This window comes from Aurantimonas sp. E1-2-R+4 (assembly GCF_036549515.1).
Classification (GTDB): domain Bacteria; phylum Pseudomonadota; class Alphaproteobacteria; order Rhizobiales; family Rhizobiaceae; genus Aurantimonas; species Aurantimonas coralicida_A.
In genome coordinates, this window is record NZ_JAZHLK010000002.1 from 119,015 (window position 1) to 138,537 (window position 19,523).

17 protein-coding genes and 1 pseudogene are annotated in these 19,523 nt (G+C 63.9%); 2 read left to right on the forward strand and 16 right to left on the reverse strand.

Annotated features, from left to right (window positions below; all coding sequences use genetic code 11):
• Positions 1 to 322 precede the first annotated feature (322 nt).
• The 13 genes and pseudogenes from VQ045_RS01965 to VQ045_RS02025 all read right to left on the reverse strand — a co-directional run bounded on the left by VQ045_RS01965 (position 323) and on the right by VQ045_RS02025 (position 13,934).
• Positions 323 to 1,486: a peptidoglycan DD-metalloendopeptidase family protein gene (locus VQ045_RS01965; protein WP_331828975.1), complete on the reverse strand. Its 1,164-nt coding sequence runs from the start codon at positions 1,484 to 1,486 to the stop codon at positions 323 to 325.
• 173 nt (positions 1,487 to 1,659) lie between these two features.
• The gene (locus VQ045_RS01970) at positions 1,660 to 2,310 is read right to left on the reverse strand and encodes a protein-L-isoaspartate(D-aspartate) O-methyltransferase (protein ID WP_327645794.1); all 651 of its coding nucleotides are present in this window, start codon (positions 2,308 to 2,310) and stop codon (positions 1,660 to 1,662) included.
• The gene (surE, locus tag VQ045_RS01975) at positions 2,307 to 3,062 is read right to left on the reverse strand and encodes a 5'/3'-nucleotidase SurE (protein ID WP_327645796.1); all 756 of its coding nucleotides are present in this window, start codon (positions 3,060 to 3,062) and stop codon (positions 2,307 to 2,309) included. The genes VQ045_RS01970 and surE overlap by 4 nt, the downstream gene beginning before the upstream one ends.
• Positions 3,062 to 3,832 (reverse strand): serine--tRNA ligase, encoded by a 771-nt coding sequence (gene serS / locus VQ045_RS01980; protein WP_331829001.1) that lies wholly within the window; start codon positions 3,830 to 3,832, stop codon positions 3,062 to 3,064. The genes surE and serS overlap by 1 nt, the downstream gene beginning before the upstream one ends.
• A gap of 9 nt (positions 3,833 to 3,841) precedes the next feature.
• Positions 3,842 to 4,510, reverse strand: a pseudogene (locus tag VQ045_RS01985) (serine--tRNA ligase); the annotation flags it as partial.
• A 59-nt stretch (positions 4,511 to 4,569) separates the two neighbouring features.
• Positions 4,570 to 5,376 carry a twin-arginine translocase subunit TatC gene (gene tatC, locus VQ045_RS01990; protein ID WP_327622920.1) on the reverse strand — a complete coding sequence of 269 codons (807 nt, stop codon included), beginning with the start codon at positions 5,374 to 5,376 and terminating at the stop codon, positions 4,570 to 4,572.
• On the reverse strand, positions 5,373 to 5,942 hold the full coding sequence (tatB, locus tag VQ045_RS01995; RefSeq protein ID WP_331828976.1) for a Sec-independent protein translocase protein TatB: 570 nt from the start codon (positions 5,940 to 5,942) through the stop codon (positions 5,373 to 5,375). Before tatB ends, tatC begins: the two co-directional genes overlap by 4 nt.
• Before the next feature lie 86 nt (positions 5,943 to 6,028).
• The gene (locus VQ045_RS02000; RefSeq protein ID WP_331828977.1) at positions 6,029 to 6,268 is read right to left on the reverse strand and encodes a twin-arginine translocase TatA/TatE family subunit; all 240 of its coding nucleotides are present in this window, start codon (positions 6,266 to 6,268) and stop codon (positions 6,029 to 6,031) included.
• A gap of 43 nt (positions 6,269 to 6,311) precedes the next feature.
• Positions 6,312 to 7,436: an ABC transporter ATP-binding protein gene (locus tag VQ045_RS02005; protein WP_327622923.1), complete on the reverse strand. Its 1,125-nt coding sequence runs from the start codon at positions 7,434 to 7,436 to the stop codon at positions 6,312 to 6,314.
• Positions 7,437 to 7,679: 243 nt separating this feature from the next.
• On the reverse strand, positions 7,680 to 8,702 hold the full coding sequence (gene nagZ / locus VQ045_RS02010) for a beta-N-acetylhexosaminidase (protein WP_331828978.1): 1,023 nt from the start codon (positions 8,700 to 8,702) through the stop codon (positions 7,680 to 7,682).
• A 119-nt stretch (positions 8,703 to 8,821) separates the two neighbouring features.
• Positions 8,822 to 10,681 carry an SPOR domain-containing protein gene (locus VQ045_RS02015; protein ID WP_331828979.1) on the reverse strand — a complete coding sequence of 620 codons (1,860 nt, stop codon included), beginning with the start codon at positions 10,679 to 10,681 and terminating at the stop codon, positions 8,822 to 8,824.
• 90 nt (positions 10,682 to 10,771) lie between these two features.
• A complete protein-coding gene (argS, locus tag VQ045_RS02020) occupies positions 10,772 to 12,472 on the reverse strand; it encodes an arginine--tRNA ligase (RefSeq protein ID WP_442879818.1) in 1,701 nt (566 codons plus the stop codon).
• Positions 12,473 to 12,719: 247 nt separating this feature from the next.
• A complete protein-coding gene (locus VQ045_RS02025; RefSeq protein WP_331828980.1) occupies positions 12,720 to 13,934 on the reverse strand; it encodes a deoxyguanosinetriphosphate triphosphohydrolase in 1,215 nt (404 codons plus the stop codon).
• 106 nt (positions 13,935 to 14,040) lie between these two features.
• On the opposite strand from VQ045_RS02025, the gene erpA reads away from it, so the two are divergent.
• Positions 14,041 to 14,382 (forward strand): iron-sulfur cluster insertion protein ErpA, encoded by a 342-nt coding sequence (erpA, locus tag VQ045_RS02030; protein ID WP_331828981.1) that lies wholly within the window; start codon positions 14,041 to 14,043, stop codon positions 14,380 to 14,382.
• 9 nt (positions 14,383 to 14,391) lie between these two features.
• Complete coding sequence (xth, locus tag VQ045_RS02035) at positions 14,392 to 15,186, forward strand: exodeoxyribonuclease III (protein ID WP_331828982.1); 795 nt, start codon at positions 14,392 to 14,394, stop codon at positions 15,184 to 15,186.
• A gap of 36 nt (positions 15,187 to 15,222) precedes the next feature.
• On the opposite strand, the gene VQ045_RS02040 is transcribed toward xth, so the two are convergent.
• The 3 genes from VQ045_RS02040 to VQ045_RS02050 all read right to left on the reverse strand — a co-directional run bounded on the left by VQ045_RS02040 (position 15,223) and on the right by VQ045_RS02050 (position 19,313).
• On the reverse strand, positions 15,223 to 16,053 hold the full coding sequence (locus VQ045_RS02040) for a tetratricopeptide repeat protein (RefSeq protein WP_327622930.1): 831 nt from the start codon (positions 16,051 to 16,053) through the stop codon (positions 15,223 to 15,225).
• A complete protein-coding gene (gene ilvD / locus VQ045_RS02045) occupies positions 16,040 to 17,764 on the reverse strand; it encodes a dihydroxy-acid dehydratase (protein ID WP_327622931.1) in 1,725 nt (574 codons plus the stop codon). The genes VQ045_RS02040 and ilvD overlap by 14 nt, the downstream gene beginning before the upstream one ends.
• A gap of 262 nt (positions 17,765 to 18,026) precedes the next feature.
• Complete coding sequence (locus VQ045_RS02050; RefSeq protein WP_331828983.1) at positions 18,027 to 19,313, reverse strand: long-chain fatty acid transporter; 1,287 nt, start codon at positions 19,311 to 19,313, stop codon at positions 18,027 to 18,029.
• Positions 19,314 to 19,523: the final 210 nt, after the last annotated feature.

The following is a 19,523-nucleotide window of genomic DNA, read 5'->3' on the forward strand; positions in this document are numbered from 1 at the left end:
ATTCCCCCCGCATCTCGCGGTATCTCATTGGATTCGATGCCGTTCAGATCGACAGCTGAGATGATTCGGCCCGGCCAAGCCTAACCGGGCCTCCTGTCTTCCTGCTATCAGGTCAAATGGGTCTGGCCCTTCAGCAAGGCCACGATACCAACCTGCATGGCGTCGGTGCGGCAGACGATTGGCCGCACAAGGCTCCGCTCTGACCGGAACGTTTTGAGCTCACCGGTCTCTAGCCACGCGATATCAGACAATATGAAACGGAAAAGACCCGGCCGCGCGCCGAAACGCAGGACCGGGCCGTCGAACGCCTGGAGGTCGGCGCTTATTGCAGAAACTTCGTAGGATCGACCGGGGCGGAGTTCTTGCGCACTTCGAAATGCAGGATCGGAACGTCCGTGTCACCGCTCATGCCGGATTTGGCGACTTCCTGGCCACGTTTCACCTTGGCGCCGCGCTCGACGGAGATCGAGTCGGCATGGCCATAGACGGTCACGAGGCCGTCGTCGTGTTTCACAAGAACGGTGTTACCGAATTCCTTGAGACCGTCGCCGGCATAGATCACGATCCCGTTCTCGGCCGCCTTGACCGGGGTGCCGCGCGGTACCGAGATGTTGAGGCCGTCATTGCGCCGCGAGCCCACCTTTTCACCGAAACGACTGATCACCCGACCCTGGACCGGCCAGCGAAACTGACTGATGCCGGTCGCATCGGGCGCGATTGCCGCGACCGTGGATTCGACTTCCTGGCTGACGGTGGTCACTGGCTGCGGTTGCTTCGAGGCGGTCTCGGCAGACGGGCGGGCAGCCTTCTCGGCCGTCGCCGGCGGCGTATAGGGCTCGGGCGCGGCGCTCTCGGTCCGCGGCTTGGCGACCTCCTTCGTTGGCGCAGCTGCTTTGGCTTCCACGCTGGCGACCTTCGTCGCAGCAACATTTCCGCCGGGGACGGTGAGCGTCTGACCAATGCGAATCGTGCTGTCGTCCAGGCCGTTCGCACGCTTGATGTCGGAAACCGAAGCCCCGGTCCGCCGTGCGATCGACAACAGCGTGTCACCACTTTCGACCGTCACTTTCGCACCGCTCTCGGAGTGCCGTGGCGCGGGCTTGGCGATTCGCGCCGCTTGCTCTCCCAATGTCGATGCTGGCGTGCCCCGTGCCGCCGGCTGGGACACAGAGGACGTCACGGGAGCGGAGGCTTGGTAGGCGGGAGTGGAGGCCTGATAGGTGGGCGGCGGTGGCGGCGGCAGCGTGTTGCGCTGCACAGGAGCGGTGGGTGCGCGGCTGGACGACGGCGCATATCCCGATGAGCGGCTGATACCGGCGGTATTCATCCGATCGACATCACCCGGATAGGGCTGGCTGACAGCCGCCGTGCGGGTGGGCATCTGCGGGACGGCTCCAGTGTAGAAGCCGTCATCGAAGCGCGCCACATCGGAGCTACATCCAGCGGCAAACCCCACCAGGGCGACCACCGCAACGGAGCGAGCCATAGGGAGTCGCAGAGATTTCAGCACATTGATTCGCATCGTCGTCCCTTGAGCACGCGGGATTACTCTCGAGACCATTGAAGCGCGTTAATCTTACTGCCGGGTTAAATCACCGGGCGGCCGACGTTATTTCTTGTGGAGCAGCCCAAGCGAGCGGCTTGAAAGTAACGGCCCAGCTACAGCATCTCGGCCGTGCCGAACGCCAGCGGCTGGTAGCGGACTGGACCGAGATCCTCGCGCTCGAAGCGGCTGCCCACCTTGCGCAGGCGCACCAGCGCCTGTTCTCCGCCTTCCTCGCCGAGCGCGCAGATCAGCACCCCGTGAGGGCGGATCTGGTCGAGAAACAGGCGCGGCACGGTCGGAAAGGCAGCGTGAACGATCGCCCGATCGAAGGGTGCTCCGGCGGCGAAGCCGTCGCTGCCGTCTTCGAGAAACAGGGAAATGTTGCTCACGCCGACCAGTTTCAAGCGCCGGCTCGCCGCTTCCACGAGCCGCCTGTAGCGATCGAACGAGGTGACATGGGCGCAAAGACGCGCCATCAGCGCAGTGACGTAGCCGCTGCCGGTTCCGATCTCGAGGACCCGATGGTCCGCCTCGATCTCCAGCGCCGACACCAGCCGGACCGCGAAAAGCGCGCCGGGCATGGTCTCCCCGCAATCGATCGGCGCCGACCGATCTTCATAAGCATTTTCGATGCCGTCAGGCAGGAAGAAACGCCGGGGCACCGTTTCGATCGCCTCGTGCAGCTTGGGATCGGCAATCCGCCGGGTGCGCAGGCTCAGGAGAAATGCCGCAAGGTCCTCGCGGTCCCGGCCCTCCGACCTCACCGAAACAGGTCTCCGAGACCCTCGCGCAGCGCGTGGGCGGTCAGATCGAGATGGAGCGGCGTCACCGAGATTTTTCCGGCGGACAAAGCCGCGATATCGGAACTCTCGACTTCCTCCCCCGCCTGGCGCCCGAAGGTCAGCCAAAAATACGGAAAGCCGCGGCCGTCGCGCCGCTCTTCCATGCCGAGGGAATAGTCGAGCTTGCCCTGGCGGGTGACCTCCACCCCGCGGACCGCATCGGCCGGCACCGCCGGAAAGTTGACGTTGACGAGATGGCCGGGTGGAATCTGATACCCCGCAAGCAAATCGAGGACAGCCGGGGCGTGCTGCTCGGCCGTCTCCCATAATGTCTCACGGTCGCCGCCGCGGGTGAATTGCTGACTCAGCGCCACCGACTTCAGCCCGAGCATCGTGCCTTCCATGGCCCCGGCCACGGTACCGGAATACGTCACGTCGTCGCAAATGTTCTGGCCTGCATTGACCCCCGACAGCACCATGTCCGGCGGAGAATCCATCAGCCGCTTGACCGCCATGATGACGCAGTCGGTCGGCGTGCCGGAGAGGGCGAACCGCTTTTCCGAAATCTTGCGCAAACGCAGGGGTGAGGAAAGCGTCAGCGAGTGCGACAGGCCGCTCTGGTCGGTTTCGGGCGCAACGACCCAGACATCGTCACTCATCGTCCGGGCGATCCGCTCCAGGACCTGGAGGCCCTCGGCGTGAATGCCATCGTCATTGGTGAGCAGGAGTCGCATCAGGCCGGCCTCTCGATCCGTTCGATCCCGCCCATATACGGTCGGATCACCTCGGGCACGGTGATGCTTCCGTCGGCGTTCTGATAATTTTCCATCACGGCGATCAACGCGCGCCCGAGAGCCACGCCGGAGCCGTTCAGCGTGTGGACGAAGCGTGGCGATTTTTCGCCGTCCGGACGGTAGCGCGTTCCCATGCGCCGCGCCTGGAAGTCGCCGCAGACCGAGCAGCTGGAAATTTCCCGATAGGCGCCCTGCCCCGGCAGCCAGACCTCGATATCGTAGGTCTTGCGCGCCGAGAATCCCATGTCGCCGGCGCACAGCGTGACGACGCGGTATGACAGGCCGAGGCGCTTCAGCACTTCCTCGGCCGAAGCCGTCATACGCTCGTGCTCGTCGACGGAGGTCTCGGCAGCTGTGATCGATACCAGCTCGACCTTGTAGAACTGGTGCTGGCGCAACATGCCGCGCGTGTCGCGGCCGGCCGAGCCCGCTTCAGAGCGGAAGCATGGCGTCAACGCCGTCACCCGCGTCGGCAGGTCGGCCGCGTCGATAATCTGTTCCCGCACGAGATTGGTCAGCGGCACCTCGGCGGTCGGGATCAGCCATCTTCCTAAAGCAAACTCGCCCGCATTGAGACGCGTCACCCATTCGCGTTGGCGCGTTAGGGATCGAGCATTAATTTCCTCGCCAGAAGGTCTTTCCGGCATATTGCGGAAGTGCTCAAGATCTTCCTCGCGGGCGCTTTCGTATTCCTTCCAAAACCGCTCCATGTCATTGACGCTGGTTCGGAACAGATCATCTTTAAATTTCGGCAGCTGGCCGGTACCGAACAGCGCCTCGTCACGCACCAGCAGCGGCGTTGCCACCTCCTCGTAGCCGTGCTCGCCGGTATGGAGATCAAGCATGAATTGCCCGAGCGCCCGTTCTAGACGGGCTAGGCCGCCTCGCAGGATGGTGAAGCGTGCGCCGGAAATCTTCGCCGCCTGTTCAAAATCCATCATGCCCAGCGCTTCGCCGAGTTCGTCATGTTCCTTCGGCTCGAAGCCGAATTCCGGCTTGTCACCAAAGCGGCGAATCTCGACATTGGCGCTCTCGTCCAGCCCGACCGGAACGTCGTCGGCTGGCAGGTTTGGAATGCGCGCAAGCGCATCGTCGAGCGATTGGTCGATACGCCGCTCGGTTTCCTCGCCCTCCTGGATCGCCGCCTTGATCTCGGCGACCTCCCGGATGAGTTCGTCGGCTTTGCCGGAATCGCCTGAGCCCTTGGCTTTGCCAATGGCCTTCGAGGCGTCGTTGCGCCGGCCCTGAAGCTGTTGAAGCCGCGTCAGATGCTCGCGACGGGCCTCGTCGAGCTTGATCAGCTCGGCCGAAGCCGGCGCGGCACCCCGGCGCGCCAGCGCTTCATCCAGTTTTTCCGGATTCTCGCGTATCCATCTGATGTCGAGCATGTAATCCCCGTTCCCGACCGGTAAGCGACGGGACCGGTTCCAAGACGTCGAGGTCGGCCTTACGTCTCGCTCTCACCGAGTTTTTCGGCCCGCTTTTTCTCGATCATCCGCGCCGCAAAGATCGACACCTCGTAGAGAAGGATCGTCGGCAGGGCAAGGCCGATCTGTGACATCGGATCGGGCGGGGTCAAGATCGCGGCGGCGATGAATGCCATCACGATGGCGTATTTGCGCTTCGAGGCGAGACCGTCGGCGGAGGTGATCCCGGCCCTGACCAGCAAGGTCGCGACCACCGGAAGCTGGAACACCAATCCGAACGCGAAGATCAGCGTCATGATCAGCGACAGATATTCCGACACGCGCGGCAGGAGTTGAATGGCCGCCTGCCCCTCCTCGGTGCCCGACTGCTCCATCGACAGGAAGAACCACATCACCATCGGGGTGAAGAAGTAATAGACCAGCGCCGCGCCAAGCAGGAACAGGAGCGGCGTGGCCACCAGAAACGGCAGGAAAGCGCCCCTTTCCTCGCGATAAAGACCGGGTGCCACGAATTTGTAGATCTGCGCCGCGATCAGCGGGAAGGCGATGAAGAAGCCACCGAAGGCCGCGATCTTGACCTGGGTAAAAAAGAATTCCTGCGGCGCGGTGTAGATCAGCTCGACCTGGCGGTCGTCGATCCCGGCCCAGATCGTCGCCGTCTGATACGGGACGACGAGGAAATTGAAGATCTGCTTGGCGAAAAAGAAGCAGAAAATGAATGCCACGAGGAATCCGGCGATGCTCCAGATCAACCGCGTTCGCAATTCGATGAGATGATCGATCAATGGCGCCGAAGAGGCCTCGATATCGCTGTCAGTGCGTGTCACGCGACGTCCTCGGTTGTCTTTTTCGCAGTCGGCTTGGCCTTGGCGGGGATTTTGGCCTTGGCCGCAGGCTTAGCCTTGGCGGCTGGCTTGGCTTTGGTCGCGCGCTTGACCGCGGCGACCTTTGGGTCACCGGAGGTCGCAGCCGGCTTTGCGCCCGAAGCAGGCGTCGCCGAGGAGCCGTCGGTCTTTGCGGTCGCGCCAGTCTTGTCGGGTTTTTCCGCTATCGCCGGAGCCGTCGGGCTTGGAACCTTTGGTTCCGGCGCGCTGGCCGCCGCCTTGAGCGATGACCGAATCTCATCCCCGACCGCCTTCATCGGGTTCATCGCCGCGCGCACGTCCTTGGTCGGATCGAGCTTGCGGATATCGCTCACCGTCGAACGCACGTCATCGAGTTCGGCTTCGCGCAACGCGTCGTCGAACTGCCGGCGAAAATCCCCGGCCATCGAGCGCAACTGTTTGGTCGTGCGCCCGAAGGTGCGCAACATTTTTGGCAGATCCCTAGGGCCGACGACGACCACCAGGACCACGGCGACCATCATCAGTTCGGCCCAACCAATATCAAACATCGCAAGGCCTCGAGAGCGACAACCAGAAAAGAAGGCGTGCGGGCACCGACATGGCCCGGTCGCCTGACGGCAGGGCGATCAGACGATCAGTTGACCGTCTTCTTCGTCGCCACGTCGTGCCGTACCACGTCGCCCTCGGTGTGATCGAGTGTCCGGCGCTCCTGCGCCGTCTCTGCCTTTTCGGCGTCCTCGTCCGACATGCCCTTCTTGAAGCTCTTGATGCCCTTGGCGACGTCGCCCATCAACTCGGGAATCTTGCCGCGACCGAACAGGAGCAGCACGACCGCAAGGACGATGAGCCAATGCCAAATGCTGAAGCTACCCATAACAATTCTCCATGGAACGCGTGAGCCGTTCGCTCCCGCCAAGCTAACGATGATCTGGGGTCTTTTCAAACACGATAACGTCTTGCAAATCAACGGAAACAACAACATCGCGTTTACCGTCCGGTACGATTCCAGCGCGCATGCGCGATCGGAGCGGATAATCGAGCCCCTCGATCGCGACGGTCATGAGGTCGACACCACCGAGGAAACGGCGGGCGACGATACGCCCGAGGACGCCGCTCGGCTGTTCCTCTAGGCGCAAGCCCATGAGGCGCAACGCCACCGTCACCGGCGTACCGTCAGACAAAGGCGAATCCGCGACCGGGCCGAGCGCCGTGACGACACGGCCCCCGCGGACTTCCCCGTCGATGACGTTAAGCTCGGAAAAAAAGCCGGCCGTGAAAAGATCGGCCGGGCGGCTATAGAGTTCCGCGGCGGTCCCCACCTGGACGAGCCGGCCGTCGCGCAGGAGCGCGATTCGGTCGCCCATCCGCATCGCCTCCTCGGCGTCGTGCGTCACGATGATCGCCGTCGCGCGGCTTTCGCGCAGGATCTGCAGCGTATCGGTCCGCACGACATCCTTGAGACGGCTGTCGAGGCCGGAAAATGGCTCGTCCATCAACAGGACTGTCGGCCGCGGGCTCAGCGCCCTGGCCAACGCCACCCGCTGCTGCTCGCCGCCCGACAGGGTGTGCGGATATTGGCGGGCGACATCGGCAAGCCCGACCCGCTCCAGCGCCACCATCGCCTCCTTCTTCGCCGCCGCACCCGAAAGCGCCGTCAGGCCGAAGCGGACATTCTCGGCGATACTCATGTGCGGGAACAGAGCAAAATCCTGAAACATCAGGCCGATACCGCGTTTTTCCGGCGGCACGAACGCGTCGGGACCGGCAATCTCCTGGCCATTGAGCATCAGGCGGCCGGCGCTCTGGCGCTCAATTCCCGCAGCGATTCGCAGCATCGTCGTCTTGCCTGAGCCGGAGGGCCCGAGCAGGCAGAGAATTTCGCCAGGCTCGGCCGCCAGGTTGATCCCCGACAGGATCGTGGTCGACCCAACGGTGTGGACGATGTCTTCGAAGGCAAGACGCGCGGCGAAGCTGACGCCGGCACTGGTGCGTCCGGAGCCCTTCGTCGATGGAGCGGTGGCTGTGCTCTGGTGGTCCTGCACGCTTCGGCCTGTCCGTCGGTTCGTCCAGCGAAGCCTTGAGGCCCGCTAATTCGCGACCTCGGTAACCGGTCGCCACTGGAACGGCAACCGCGTTCGACGGTCTACCCGACACGCTTGCGACGTCTACCGCCCAGATCCAGATGAAATAGGATCGACGCGATCCGATTTCCTATGCGTGACCGATTTTCTTTCGCAGGAAAAAGGTTCGGGCTGACAACCGCAGCCTCTTCCAGTGGTCCCGCGTCACACGGAAGCCCCCACCAATTCGTCGTATTCGGCTCGCAATGCCGGCATATCGCCGCCCGTCCCGCGAGCCGAAATGACCGATTCCGCCTCAACGGCCCGCCGCTGGGCGTCGCCGGACAACGGCCGCGCCGCGGCTGCGACTTTTCGCATTTCGTCGAAATCGCCGTTGCAGTGCAGGACCACGTCGCAGCCGGCTTCGAGCGCCCTGCGGCTGAGGTCGGTGAGATCGCCCGCGAGCGCCTTCATCGAGATGTCATCGCTCATCAACAGGCCGTCGAACCCGATCTCCTCGCGGATAACGCTTTCGATGACCGTCGACGACAAGGTCGCCGGATGCACCGGATCGATGGCGCTGTAGAGAATGTGCGCGGTCATCGCCGCCGGCAGACTTCGAAGCGCGTGGAATGGGGCGAAGTCGGTGCGTGACAGCTCACCGCGCGTCGTTGCGACCACCGGCAGCGCGAGATGGCTGTCGGCATTGCCCCGGCCATGGCCGGGAATATGTTTCATCACCGGCAACAGGCCACCGGCGAGAAGGCCGTCCGCAGCGGCCCCGCCAAGCGTCGCCACCGCTTCCGGGTTCGTCGCATAGGCGCGATCGCCGATCACCGAGTGTGCATCCGCCGTCGGAACGTCGATGCATGGAATGCAATCGGCATTGATGCCATAGGCCATCAGATCATCGGCAAGCAGACGACCTTGCAGCCAGGCGGCCCGTTGCCCGGCCTCCGGATCGGACGCATAAACCTCTCCGATCGTGGCCGCCGGCGGATATTGTGGCGCGAGCGGCGGCTTCAAACGCTGAATCCGCCCGCCCTCCTGATCGATGAAGATCGGCGTCGTGGCTCGGCCGCCAAGCTCGATCAGTTCCGCGACCAGATCCTCAAGCTGGGATGCCTCCGAGACGTTTCGCGCAAAGAGGATAAAACCCCACGGACTCTCGTCGGCGAAGAACCTGCGCTCGTCCGCGCTCAGTCGAGGCGCCGCCGGGGCGGCGATCCAGGCCTTCGATCCGCTCATCCGTATCTCCGATGCAAGAGCGGACGGCGCGGCTGTGCGGCCGGTCCGTCCTTCGATATGGTCATGGGTAAAAGTGGCCGGGCTGAACGCCCCGCCGACAAGCGTGACAGCGCTGGCGCTCAGCGCGCCACGAAGCAGCTGCCGCCGGCCGATTTCAACTCGGTGCATAGCGTCGACGCCTCGGCCTTCGAGCCGGTGGCGATCCGCACGCGATAGTAGGTCCCCTTACCGGGGATGTCCGCCGACTGGATCACGAGATCACGCTGGCCGATGACCTCGGCATAGCGCTGCCCGAGCGTCTGCGACGTCTGCTTGGCGGCGGATTCGCTTGGCTGCGACGAGATCTGGACGAAATAGCCGTCGGCGCCCGGGGTCTGGGCTGCGGGGACCGGCGTCGTCGCGGGAGCGGCTGCGATCGATCCAACCGTTTCAGGCGCGGTCGTCTGAAGGGCGGCAACGGCCGTCGAGCCCCCCGCGTACGACATCGGTTCCGGCGTCGTTACCGTGGCAACCCTGACCGGGGCGGCATTGTCGCTTCCCGGTCGTAAGGCCGGCACGGGCACGCCCGACGACGACTGAACGAGGACACTGGCGTTCGCGTCGGCCGGAACCATCGAGCGGGATGACGCCTCGATCAGCGCTGCTCCATTGCCGCGCATATCGTCCATGGAGGTCTCGGGAACCGTATTCGCCATGACGAGCGTTCCATCCGGTCGAACCGTCATGGTGCGCACGCGGCGGGGCGTCAGCACCGCGATCGGCGAGCCGTCATTCGCCGCATCGGCGATGCGCACCGGTTCCGCGGCGCGCGCACTGCTGATCGGGTTCAGATCGACGCCTGGAAGATCGACCGGTTCCTCGGCTGCTGTGACGAGAGTCTGCTGCGCCGGGACGATGTCGGCGTCGGCGCTTTGCACGCGTTCGTAAACCGCCTTGTTCTGGTTCGGGATTGCCCGGCCACCAGGATCCTTCGGGGCCACTTTGACCGGATCGGTATCAGCCCGCACGATCAACAGATCGCCGGAGCCAACGACAACATCGCCTGAAACCCAATAGGCCGCGGCGGCACCAACGACGGCGATCGCCACAACGCTGGCGGCGAGTCCGGGCATCCGGGGCGAAAAGCGTGTTCGGCTGGCCGCAGCCGGGGCGAATGCTGCTGAAATCGTATCGGCGACGGCAGGTCGGCCTTTCACCTTGGCGGCGGGCACCTTGGCGGCGGGAGCATCCTCGCCTGCCTTCGAATGCCGGACCGGCGCAGTTGCATGGCCTTGGGGCGCGCCAGTATCCGCGTCCGCCCCGTCGACGGGGGCAGGCGTCGCCGGAACCGGCCGAGGCGCCGGATTCATTGCGGCGAGTTCGCTGGCGATCAATTCATCGAAATCGTCGAAGGGCTTGTCGGCGACGTCCGACGACGGCGACGTATCGTGCCGCGCCGGTGCAAAGGCTTCACTGTGCTGCAAAGCGATTCCGCGAGGATTGACCGGCGCCGAAAGGCCGCGTAACGCAACCTCCAGGTCGCTGGCCGGTCTCGCCTCGATCGGCTGCATGGAGAAACCGCCAGCGCTGGCTTCCACACCCCGATTCGACAGCTGTGGCGCGATTACTTGCGGATTGGAGATAGCGGCAGCGGGCCGGACGGAGTGCGGCATCGATTCGCGCGCGTCCTCCTCCAGAAATGATGCATTCAATTCCGCATCGAGCGCGCCGACCATGTCATCCACGTCGAGATCGAGCGAATCCGCCGCATCGTCGGCCGGACGGCTCAGCGCCTCGGGCGCGGAGAAGCCACTATCCCCGCCGACGGACATGCTGTTTTCCCCGCCTTGCAGCGCAGATGCCGATAGGTCCGGCCGGTCGCTGACTGGCTCCGTGCCCCATGGCTCATCGATCAGCCGTGACAGTTCGGCGAAAGGATCATCCTCGATATTGTCGACCTGCTGATCGCTCCAGTGATTGGAACTCGTCGTATCCGCCATCGACATATACCCTGCCCTTCCCCTCATTCCGGAGGCTGCCGGCCCCTGTCATCAACCGCTAGGAGAGGAACTTGACCAAAGCGTGATGAATCAGCGCATTTCTTCCGGTGCGTCGGCACCAATCAAGCCGAGTCCGGTTTCGAGAACAACCGCCACGGCCTTGACCAGCGCCAGTCGCGCTTGCGTTATCATGCCGTCCTCAGAGTTAACAAAGCGTAAGGCCGGAAAGTCCTTGCCGCGATTGTACTGGCTGTGGAAAGCCGAAGCGAGGTCGTAGAGATAAAAGGCCAGACGGTGTGGTTCCTTGGCCTCAGCCGCGGCTTTGACGAGGCGAGGAAACTCGGCGAGCTTGCGAATCAGCGCCAGCTCGCCCTCGTCCGAAAGCCCGGCGAGAACGCCGGCATCGAGCGTCGGGAAATCGGGCAGCGGAAGCCCCACCTCCGCCGCCTGGCGAAAGATCGCCGCCGAGCGGGCGTGGGCATACTGCACGTAGAAAACCGGGTTGTCCTTGGACTGCTCGGTCACCTTCTGGAAGTCGAAGTCGAGCGGCGCGTCGCTCTTTCTGAACAGCATCATGAAACGAACGGGGTCGCGGCCGACCTCCTCGACCACTTCGGCCAGCGTCACGAAGTCACCCGAGCGCTTCGACATACGCACCGGCTCACCGTCGCGGAACAGCTTCACGAGTTGGCACAACACGACGTCGATCTCAGCTGCGCCGCCGGAAATCGCCTTCGCGACCGCCTCGAGGCGCTTGACGTAACCGCCGTGGTCGGCGCCCAGAATGTAGACCATCTCCTCGAAGCCGCGCTCGAACTTTTCGCGGAAATAGGCGACATCGGCGGCGAAATAGGTGTAGCGGCCGTCGGACTTCACGAGCGGCCGGTCCTGATCGTCACCGACCTCGGTGGAACGAAGCAGGGTCTGCTCGCGGTCCTCCCAATCCTCCGGTGCCTGCCCCTTCGGCGGCGGCAACGTGCCTTGATAGATGTAGCCCTTGGCCCGCAGATCATCGATCGCCGAGGCGATCTTTCCGCCCTCGTCGGCGTGCAGCGTCCGCTCGGAAAAGAACTCCTCGTGTTCGATGCCGAGCAGTTTCAGATCGGCCTGGATCATCGCCATCATCGCGTCGATGGCGCGATCGCGGATGACCGGCAGCCACTCGGCCTCGTCCATCGTTAGCAGCTGATCCGAGAATTCCGCCTTCAACGCTTCGCCGACCGGCTTGAGATAATCGCCAGGATACAGTCCCGCCGGGATGTCGCCGATCGTCTCGCCCAGAGCCTCGCGGTAACGCAAGAAGGTCGAACGGGCGAGCACGTTCACCTGCTCGCCGGCATCGTTGATGTAGTATTCGCGCGTGACCGTGTCGCCGGCAAAGGCCATGATGTTGGCGATGGTGTCTCCGACCACGGCGCCGCGGCAATGGCCGACATGCATCGGGCCGGTCGGGTTGGCGGAGACATATTCGACATTCACCTTGCGGCCGGTGCGCGGCCCCCGGCCGTAATCGCCACCGGCTTTCAAAATGGCCGCGAGATGCCCGGTCCAAAATCCCGAGTGCAGTCTGAGATTGATAAAGCCTGGCCCGGCGACCTCGGCGGTCGCCACGTCCGGATCGCGGGCGAGGCGCGCGGCGATCTCGGTCGCCAGTTCGCGCGGCTTGACGCCGAGCGGTTTGGCCAGGACCATCGCCGCGTTGGTAGCAAGATCGCCGTGGCTCGCGTCGCGCGGCGGCTCCACCGTAACCCGCGACAAATCAGTTAAAGCGGATTCGCGTTCCGACAGAATNTGGTAGCAAGATCGCCGTGGCTCGCGTCGCGCGGCGGCTCCACCGTAACCCGCGACAAATCAGTTAAAGCGGATTCGCGTTCCGACAGAATCGCTTCCACCGCTTTTCTCACCCGATCTTCGAAATCGGCGAAGATGTTCATGCTTGGCCTCGACTGGTTCCGGCGGGCCGACATGGCCGCGCGCCCGGTGACTGCATTCGCGGCCCGGGCGTCTTACCGTCTGCTGTGTAAAGAGGAATGGCCGGCTAACGCAATTGCGGCGTCGCGTCAAACAGGCGCCGATGCGCGCTCAAGGCATAAGTGTCGGTCATCCCGGACAAATAATCCGCCACCCGGCGCGCCCGCTTCTCCTCGGGAAGACGGTCAACATTTCGGCTCCACTCACCCGGCATCAGGTCAGGTCGCTCGAACAGACGCGCGAACAGATCTTCGACGATCCCCTCGGCGGTCTGCATGACGCGCATGACGTGATCGTTGCGGTAGACGCGCTGGAACAGAAACTTTCTGGTCTGCTTCACCGCCCGGTCCATCGGCGGCGAAAAAGTGACGAGCGGCCGCTCGGCCGCGCGCACCGCATCGACATCGGCCGGCGCGAGATCCGCGATGCCGGCGAGCGCGGTCCCGATCACGTCCTCGACCATCCGCGTGATATGGCGGCGCAGGATTTCGTGAGCCATCCGGCCATGGTCGAGGCCGGGATAGGCTGCCCGGACATCGTCGAGGATCGATCCCGCCAACTCCAGTTCACCGAGATCGGCAATGTCGATGAGGCCGGCCCGCAACCCATCGTCGAGGTCGTGGGTGTTATATGCGATGTCGTCGGAAATCGCCGCCGCTTGCGCCTCGAGGCTGGCGAAACCGCCGAGATCGAGCGGAAACAGCACATCGAAATCGGCGATCGGCTTCGGCACTGGCGCTGGCTTGGGCTCATTCGGACCAATCAGCGGACCGTTGTGCTTGACCAGTCCTTCGAGCGTTTCCCATGCAAGGTTCAGCCCATCGAATTCGGCATAACGGCGTTCGAGCGCCGTAACGATCCTGAGCGACTGGGCATTGTGGTCAAAGCCGCCATAGGCCCGCATCCGGCGATCGAGCGCCCGCTCACCGGCATGGCCAAAGGGCGTGTGGCCGAAATCGTGGACGAGTGCGATCGCCTCGGTCAAATCCTCATCGAGCCGGAGCGCGCGGGCAAAAGCGCGGGCGATCTGCGATACCTCGATCGTATGGGTCAGCCGCGTGCGGAAATGATCGCCCTCATCGGCGACGAAAACCTGCGTCTTGTGGCTCAGCCGACGAAACGCCGTGGAGTGGACGATTCGATCGCGGTCCCGCTGGTAGGGTGTGCGAGTGGGGCTTGAGGGCTCGACGAAGAGCCGGCCGCGAGAGCGTTCCGGCCGCACGGCATAGGCGGCACGCCCCAAGCCACCCATTCCGATCCGCGCGAAATCTGTCTCATCCATGCGGAAACGATCCGTCCCGATTGACCGGCTTCATCCCGGTCCATACTTAAGTGGCAGTTCTCGAACAAGGAGCGGTGCGGTCCTTTGATCCGCGCCGGACGCCAAGATGAGCGAAACAGCGACCCATACCGTGACCGTTTCCGATGCCGCGGCCCGACGTATCGCGGCGATCCTGTCGCAGACGAATGATGCCGACTCCCTTCGCATTTCGGTGGAAGGCGGCGGCTGCTCGGGCTTTTCCTACAAATACGACCTCACCAGCGGACATGAAGAGGACGATGTGGTTCTGGAGCGGGACGGCGCGCGCGTTCTCATCGATCAGGTCTCGCTCGCCTATATGGAAGGGGCGGTCGTCGATTTCGTCGACGATCTGATGGGCCAGTCCTTCCAAATCCGCAACCCCAACGCCATCGCGTCCTGCGGCTGCGGCACCAGCTTCTCGGTCTGACGCCCCAAGATGCTGATCGCTACCTGGAACATCAACGGCGTCAAGGCCCGCCTCGACGCCCTCCTCGCCTGGCTCGACGAGCGTTCGCCGGACATCGCCTGCCTGCAGGAGATCAAGAGCGTCGATGAGAATTTCCCGCGCCAGGCCATCGAGGAGCACGGCTACCACGTCGAAACCCACGGCCAAAAGGGTTTCAACGGCGTTGCCCTGCTCTCGAAGACGGCGCCGATCGCGGTTGGTCGTGGCCTGCCGGGAGACGATGCCGACGAGCACGCCCGTTACATCGAAGGCGTTTGGCAGACCGACAGCGGCCCGCTCCGGGTGGCCTCGCTCTACCTGCCCAACGGCAACCCGATCGACACGCCAAAATTCGCCTACAAGCTCGCGTGGATGGAGCGGCTGATCGCCCATGCACGGGCCGCGCTGGAGCGCGAGGAGCCGCTGGTGCTCGCCGGCGATTACAATGTCATTGCGCAGCGCGCCGACGCGGCGTTTCCGGACAATTGGCTCGGCGACGCGCTGTTTCAGCCGGAGACCCGCGCCGCCTTCCGGCGCCTAACGAATCTGGGTCTGACAGATGCTCTGCGCGCATCGAGCGACGCGGACGGCACCTACACGTTCTGGGATTATCAGGCCGGCGCCTGGCAAAAGAACAACGGCATCCGCATCGACCATCTGCTGCTGTCGCCGGAGGCACAGGAGCGTCTCGTCTCCGTCGGCATCGACAAGCATGTAAGGGCTTGGGAAAAGCCGTCGGACCACGTCCCGGTCGTCATCGAACTCGCGGACCCGCCTGGATCCTAAAAGCGCCAGCGATTCTAAGTGGTCGCACGGAAACGCTCAGTTCTTGGTGCTGACGACGCCCGCGGCGGACGCCATCTGCTGCTCGGCATACGCCAGCGCCGTGCGCCTGTCGGCTTCCGAGGCCAGCGAAAACGTCTCTTCCTGGAGCCCGCGAATCCATTCCTGATCCGGCGGGGATGCCCGCCTCAGCGCGATGGTCAGCATTGCGAGCCCGCGCACCGGCGCGGCGGCGAGCGAAATCTTCTGGCCGTCGAAGAGCAAATAGCCCAGCAGCGCCTGCGCGCCGACATGCCCCTTGTCGGCCGAAAGCTTCAACCAACGCGCCGCCTGACGTGGATTGGCCTTGCCGCCCTCGCCGCGAAGGGTCATGCGGCCGAGTTCGAACTGCGCCCTGGCGTCACCGAAGAACGAGGCGGCGTGAAAATAAAACTGGCGGGCACGCGGCAGATCCACCGCGACCGGGCTGTTGGCAATCCCTCGCCGAAGGTAGTCGGCCAACGCCACGACAGCGCTCGAGACATATGCGGCGTTGGAGAAGCCCCCGTCCTCGTCCTGCTCGCGGACGATCTGCTCGAAAATCTTGTAGGCCTCGTAATCGTTTTCCGGAACGCCGTCGCCCTCGGCATACATCTTGCCGAGTTTCCAGCGCGCGCCCGGATGTCCCTTGTCGGCGGCGAAGCGCAGGGCCTCGAACGCCTCCAGCTTTTCGCCGCGCTTATAGGCCTTGAAGCCGAAGGAGAACAGCTCCAGCGATCCGGCGTCGGGATCGACCTTCGCCGCCGGATCGAGAGCAAGGCTCCGCCCGCCGCCCCCGGCCAGAGCCGTGGCGACAAGCGCAACCGAAAGGATCAGTCTAGACGTCCGCATAGCAGTGTTTTTCCGCGGCTCCGCCGGGATGGGTCACCGCGCCGTGGCGCGCCGTTCCAACCAGCTCCGCATATTTCCAGATGGCACCGGACTGGAAGTCGGTCTCCCGTGGCTGCCAGCCCTCGGCCCGCTGTTTCATATCGTCATCCGACAGGCCGACGTCCAGTGTGCCGTCGACCGCGTCGATGGTGATGATGTCGCCGTCCCGCAGAAGCGCGATCGGACCACAGACGGCCGCTTCCGGCCCGACGTGGCCGACGCAGAAGCCGCGCGTCGCGCCGGAAAACCGCCCATCGGTGATCAACGCGACCTTGTCGCCCATGCCCTGCCCGTACAAGGCCGCCGTCGTCGACAGCATCTCGCGCATACCCGGACCGCCCTTCGGCCCTTCGTAGCGGATGACCAGAACCTCGCCTTCCTTGTAGTCGCGCTTGGAGACGGCCTCGAAAGCGGCCTCTTCGGAATCGAAGCAGCGCGCCGGGCCGGAGAACTTCAGGTTCTTCATGCCGGCGACCTTCACAATCGCGCCATCGGGCGCGAGATTGCCCTTGAGGCCCACGACGCCGCCGGTCACCGTGATCGGCTTGTCGGCCGGGCGCACGACATCCTGATCCGGATTCCAGGCGACTTTCGCCATGTTCTCGGCGATGGTGCGGCCGGTGACTGTCAGGCAATCGCCATGCAGATAGCCGTGCTCGAGCAGCGTCTTCATCAACAGCGGAATACCCCCGGCCTCGAACATGTCCTTGGCGACATAGCGGCCGCCCGGCTTCAGGTCGGCCACATAGGGGGTCTTCTTGAAGATCTCGGCGACGTCGAACAGATCGAATTCGATGCCGCATTCATGCGCGATCGCCGGCAGATGCAGCGCCGCGTTGGTGGAGCCGCCCGAGGCCGCGACCACCGCCGCGGCGTTCTCCAGCGCCTTTCTCGTGACGATATCGCGCGGCCGGATGTTGCGGGCGAGGAGTTCCATGACGATCTCGCCGGAGGCGTAACAGAACTTGTCGCGAATTTCGTAGGGCGCCGGAGCGCCGCAGGAATAGGGCAGCGCCAGGCCGATCGCCTCGGCCACGGTCGCCATGGTGTTGGCGGTGAACTGCGCGCCGCAGGAACCGGCCGACGGACAGGCGACCTGCTCGATTTCGTCGAGGTCGGCGTCGGACATTTCACCGACGGAATGCTTGCCGACCGCCTCGAACATGTCCTGCACCGTCACCTGCTGGCCCCGGAACGTTCCGGGCAGGATCGAGCCGCCATAGATGAAGACGGACGGCACGTTCAGACGCACCATCGCCATCATCATGCCCGGCAGCGACTTGTCGCAACCGGCCAGCCCGACCAGCGCATCATAGGCATGACCGCGCATGGTCAACTCGACGGAATCGGCGATCAGGTCGCGGGAGACCAGCGACGCTTTCATGCCCTGATGGCCCATGGCGATCCCGTCGGTAACGGTGATCGTGCAGAATTCGCGGGGCGTGCCCTTGGCGGACGTGACGCCCTTCTTGACCACTTGCGCCTGGCGCATCAGCGAGATGTTGCAGGGCGCGGCTTCGTTCCAGCACGAGGCGACGCCGACCAGCGGCTGATGGATTTCCTCTTTGGTCAGGCCCATCGCATAAAGATACGAGCGGTGCGGTGCCCGCGACGGACCTTCGGTCACGTGTCGGCTGGGCAGCTTGTTCTTGTTGATTGCGTGCGCGTCCATCGTCCCCTCGTACTCTTTACCCGCCGCGCGACCAGACCCAGGCCACACCCGTTGAGGTGACGGCGTTTTGTGGCGGCAACGGGGCGTTGTGTGTCGCCGGCGACTATAATCGATGCACTCCTGCAATAGTGTTGCCGCGATCCCACAGCGGCGATTTCGCGCAGCGAATAGTGAGCGCCAAACGCCAAAAGGCGCGCCCATCGGACGCGCCCTTCGTCGTTCGCTCTTGCCTTGAAGCCCTGTGGAAGGCCCCGCTCCGGCGTCAGAAATTCAGCTTGATCGAAGCATTTCCAGCCAGCACGATGTCGTTGCCGACGGTGCCGTTGAAATAGGCGCCGTCGCTGATCGACTGCGCGCCATCGGTCCAGTAGCCGACGAGGCCGCCAACGCGGACCTCGCTCCACTTGTTGGCCTTGAACGAGACGCCACCGGCCATGGTGTAGAGATCGGTGTAGGTCGTCTCGGAGCCAGTCGAAACACCGCGGTCATAGCCGATGGAGATCGCGCCGGCGATCTCGTCGGTGAAGGCCCGGCCGATGCCGATCGAGGCCGTATAGCCGTCGCGCCAATTGTAGGGCGAGACGCTCGATCGGGTCACGCCGCCGGTGGTGATGGAGCTGATAGCCGACTTGTTGGTGCTCCAGTCCGTCCAGCGGAACGACCCGAGCAGCAGCGTGCCTTCGGCGATGCCGGTCTGCGCATTGATGTAGAGGCTCTGTGGGCTCGTGACCTCGTTGAAGCTCGACGTGCCGACAGCCAGCGGCGTGCCGACAGGCGGCGCGACATTGGGGATCACGACCTGCTGGCCGCCGCCTCCGATGACATAGGCGTCGCCCGCCACGGCTACCGTACCGGTGCCGGTAAACGTGTCGTGGGTCACTTCCGAGCGGTAGAGAACCTGGGCGCGCAGCGCGATCTCCGGCTTTTCATAGGCAAGCCCCACCCGATAGCCGAATTCGTAGTCACCGCGCGTATCCACAGTGGTCTGGACCGGGAGGAAAATGGGCAGCGACCCGAGTGACGGCGGAGTGGTTCGGCCCGTCGGGACGGAAGAAGCGCTGCTGCCCTGGAAATTGAAGTCTTCGGCGAACACGCCGCCAAGCAGGCTGAACCGGCCCATGTCGCTGGCGTAGCTGACGCGGCAGGTCATACCAAACTCGTTCGAGTCGAACTCGTTGGCCAGCGTGCGCGATCCAGCCGTAGGCCCGGCAGGAAGCGCGCCGCCGGGCGAGCCCGTGTAGTCCGAATCTGCTGCGAAGGAGATGATGTAGGTACCGGCGCATCCGAAATTTTCGCCGCCGAAACCGACCGCGTAGGTCGGAATGTTGTAAGCTTGGGCGTAGTCACCGAAATCGCCGCTCTGGCCGTTGATCGACTCGAACCCGCGCATCGGATTCACATAGATCAGACCGGTCCGCATCGAGAACGGTCCCGATTCATACAGGATATCGGTGTCGGCCGTGCCCCGCTGAAATCCGCCCGCCAGCGCCGTCGTCGTCAGCGCCACGCTGGCGATCGATGCGCAGGCCATCAGGTTCCGAAGTGTCATCGTGGTCCCCCCGTTTCAAGCTCCCGTATGGAAAGAGCTTATGCCCAGGGAGTTGACGCAAACGTAAACGAGAAATTCGTTTGACGTAACGTACCTGCCAACACCTGGGCCCAACTTGCGGCTGTCGCGCAACAGAATGACCTGGGGTCAGGCGCGACTTTAGAAATTGGCCTTGACGCGTTGGATTTCCTGTAATTTACGCGATCAACC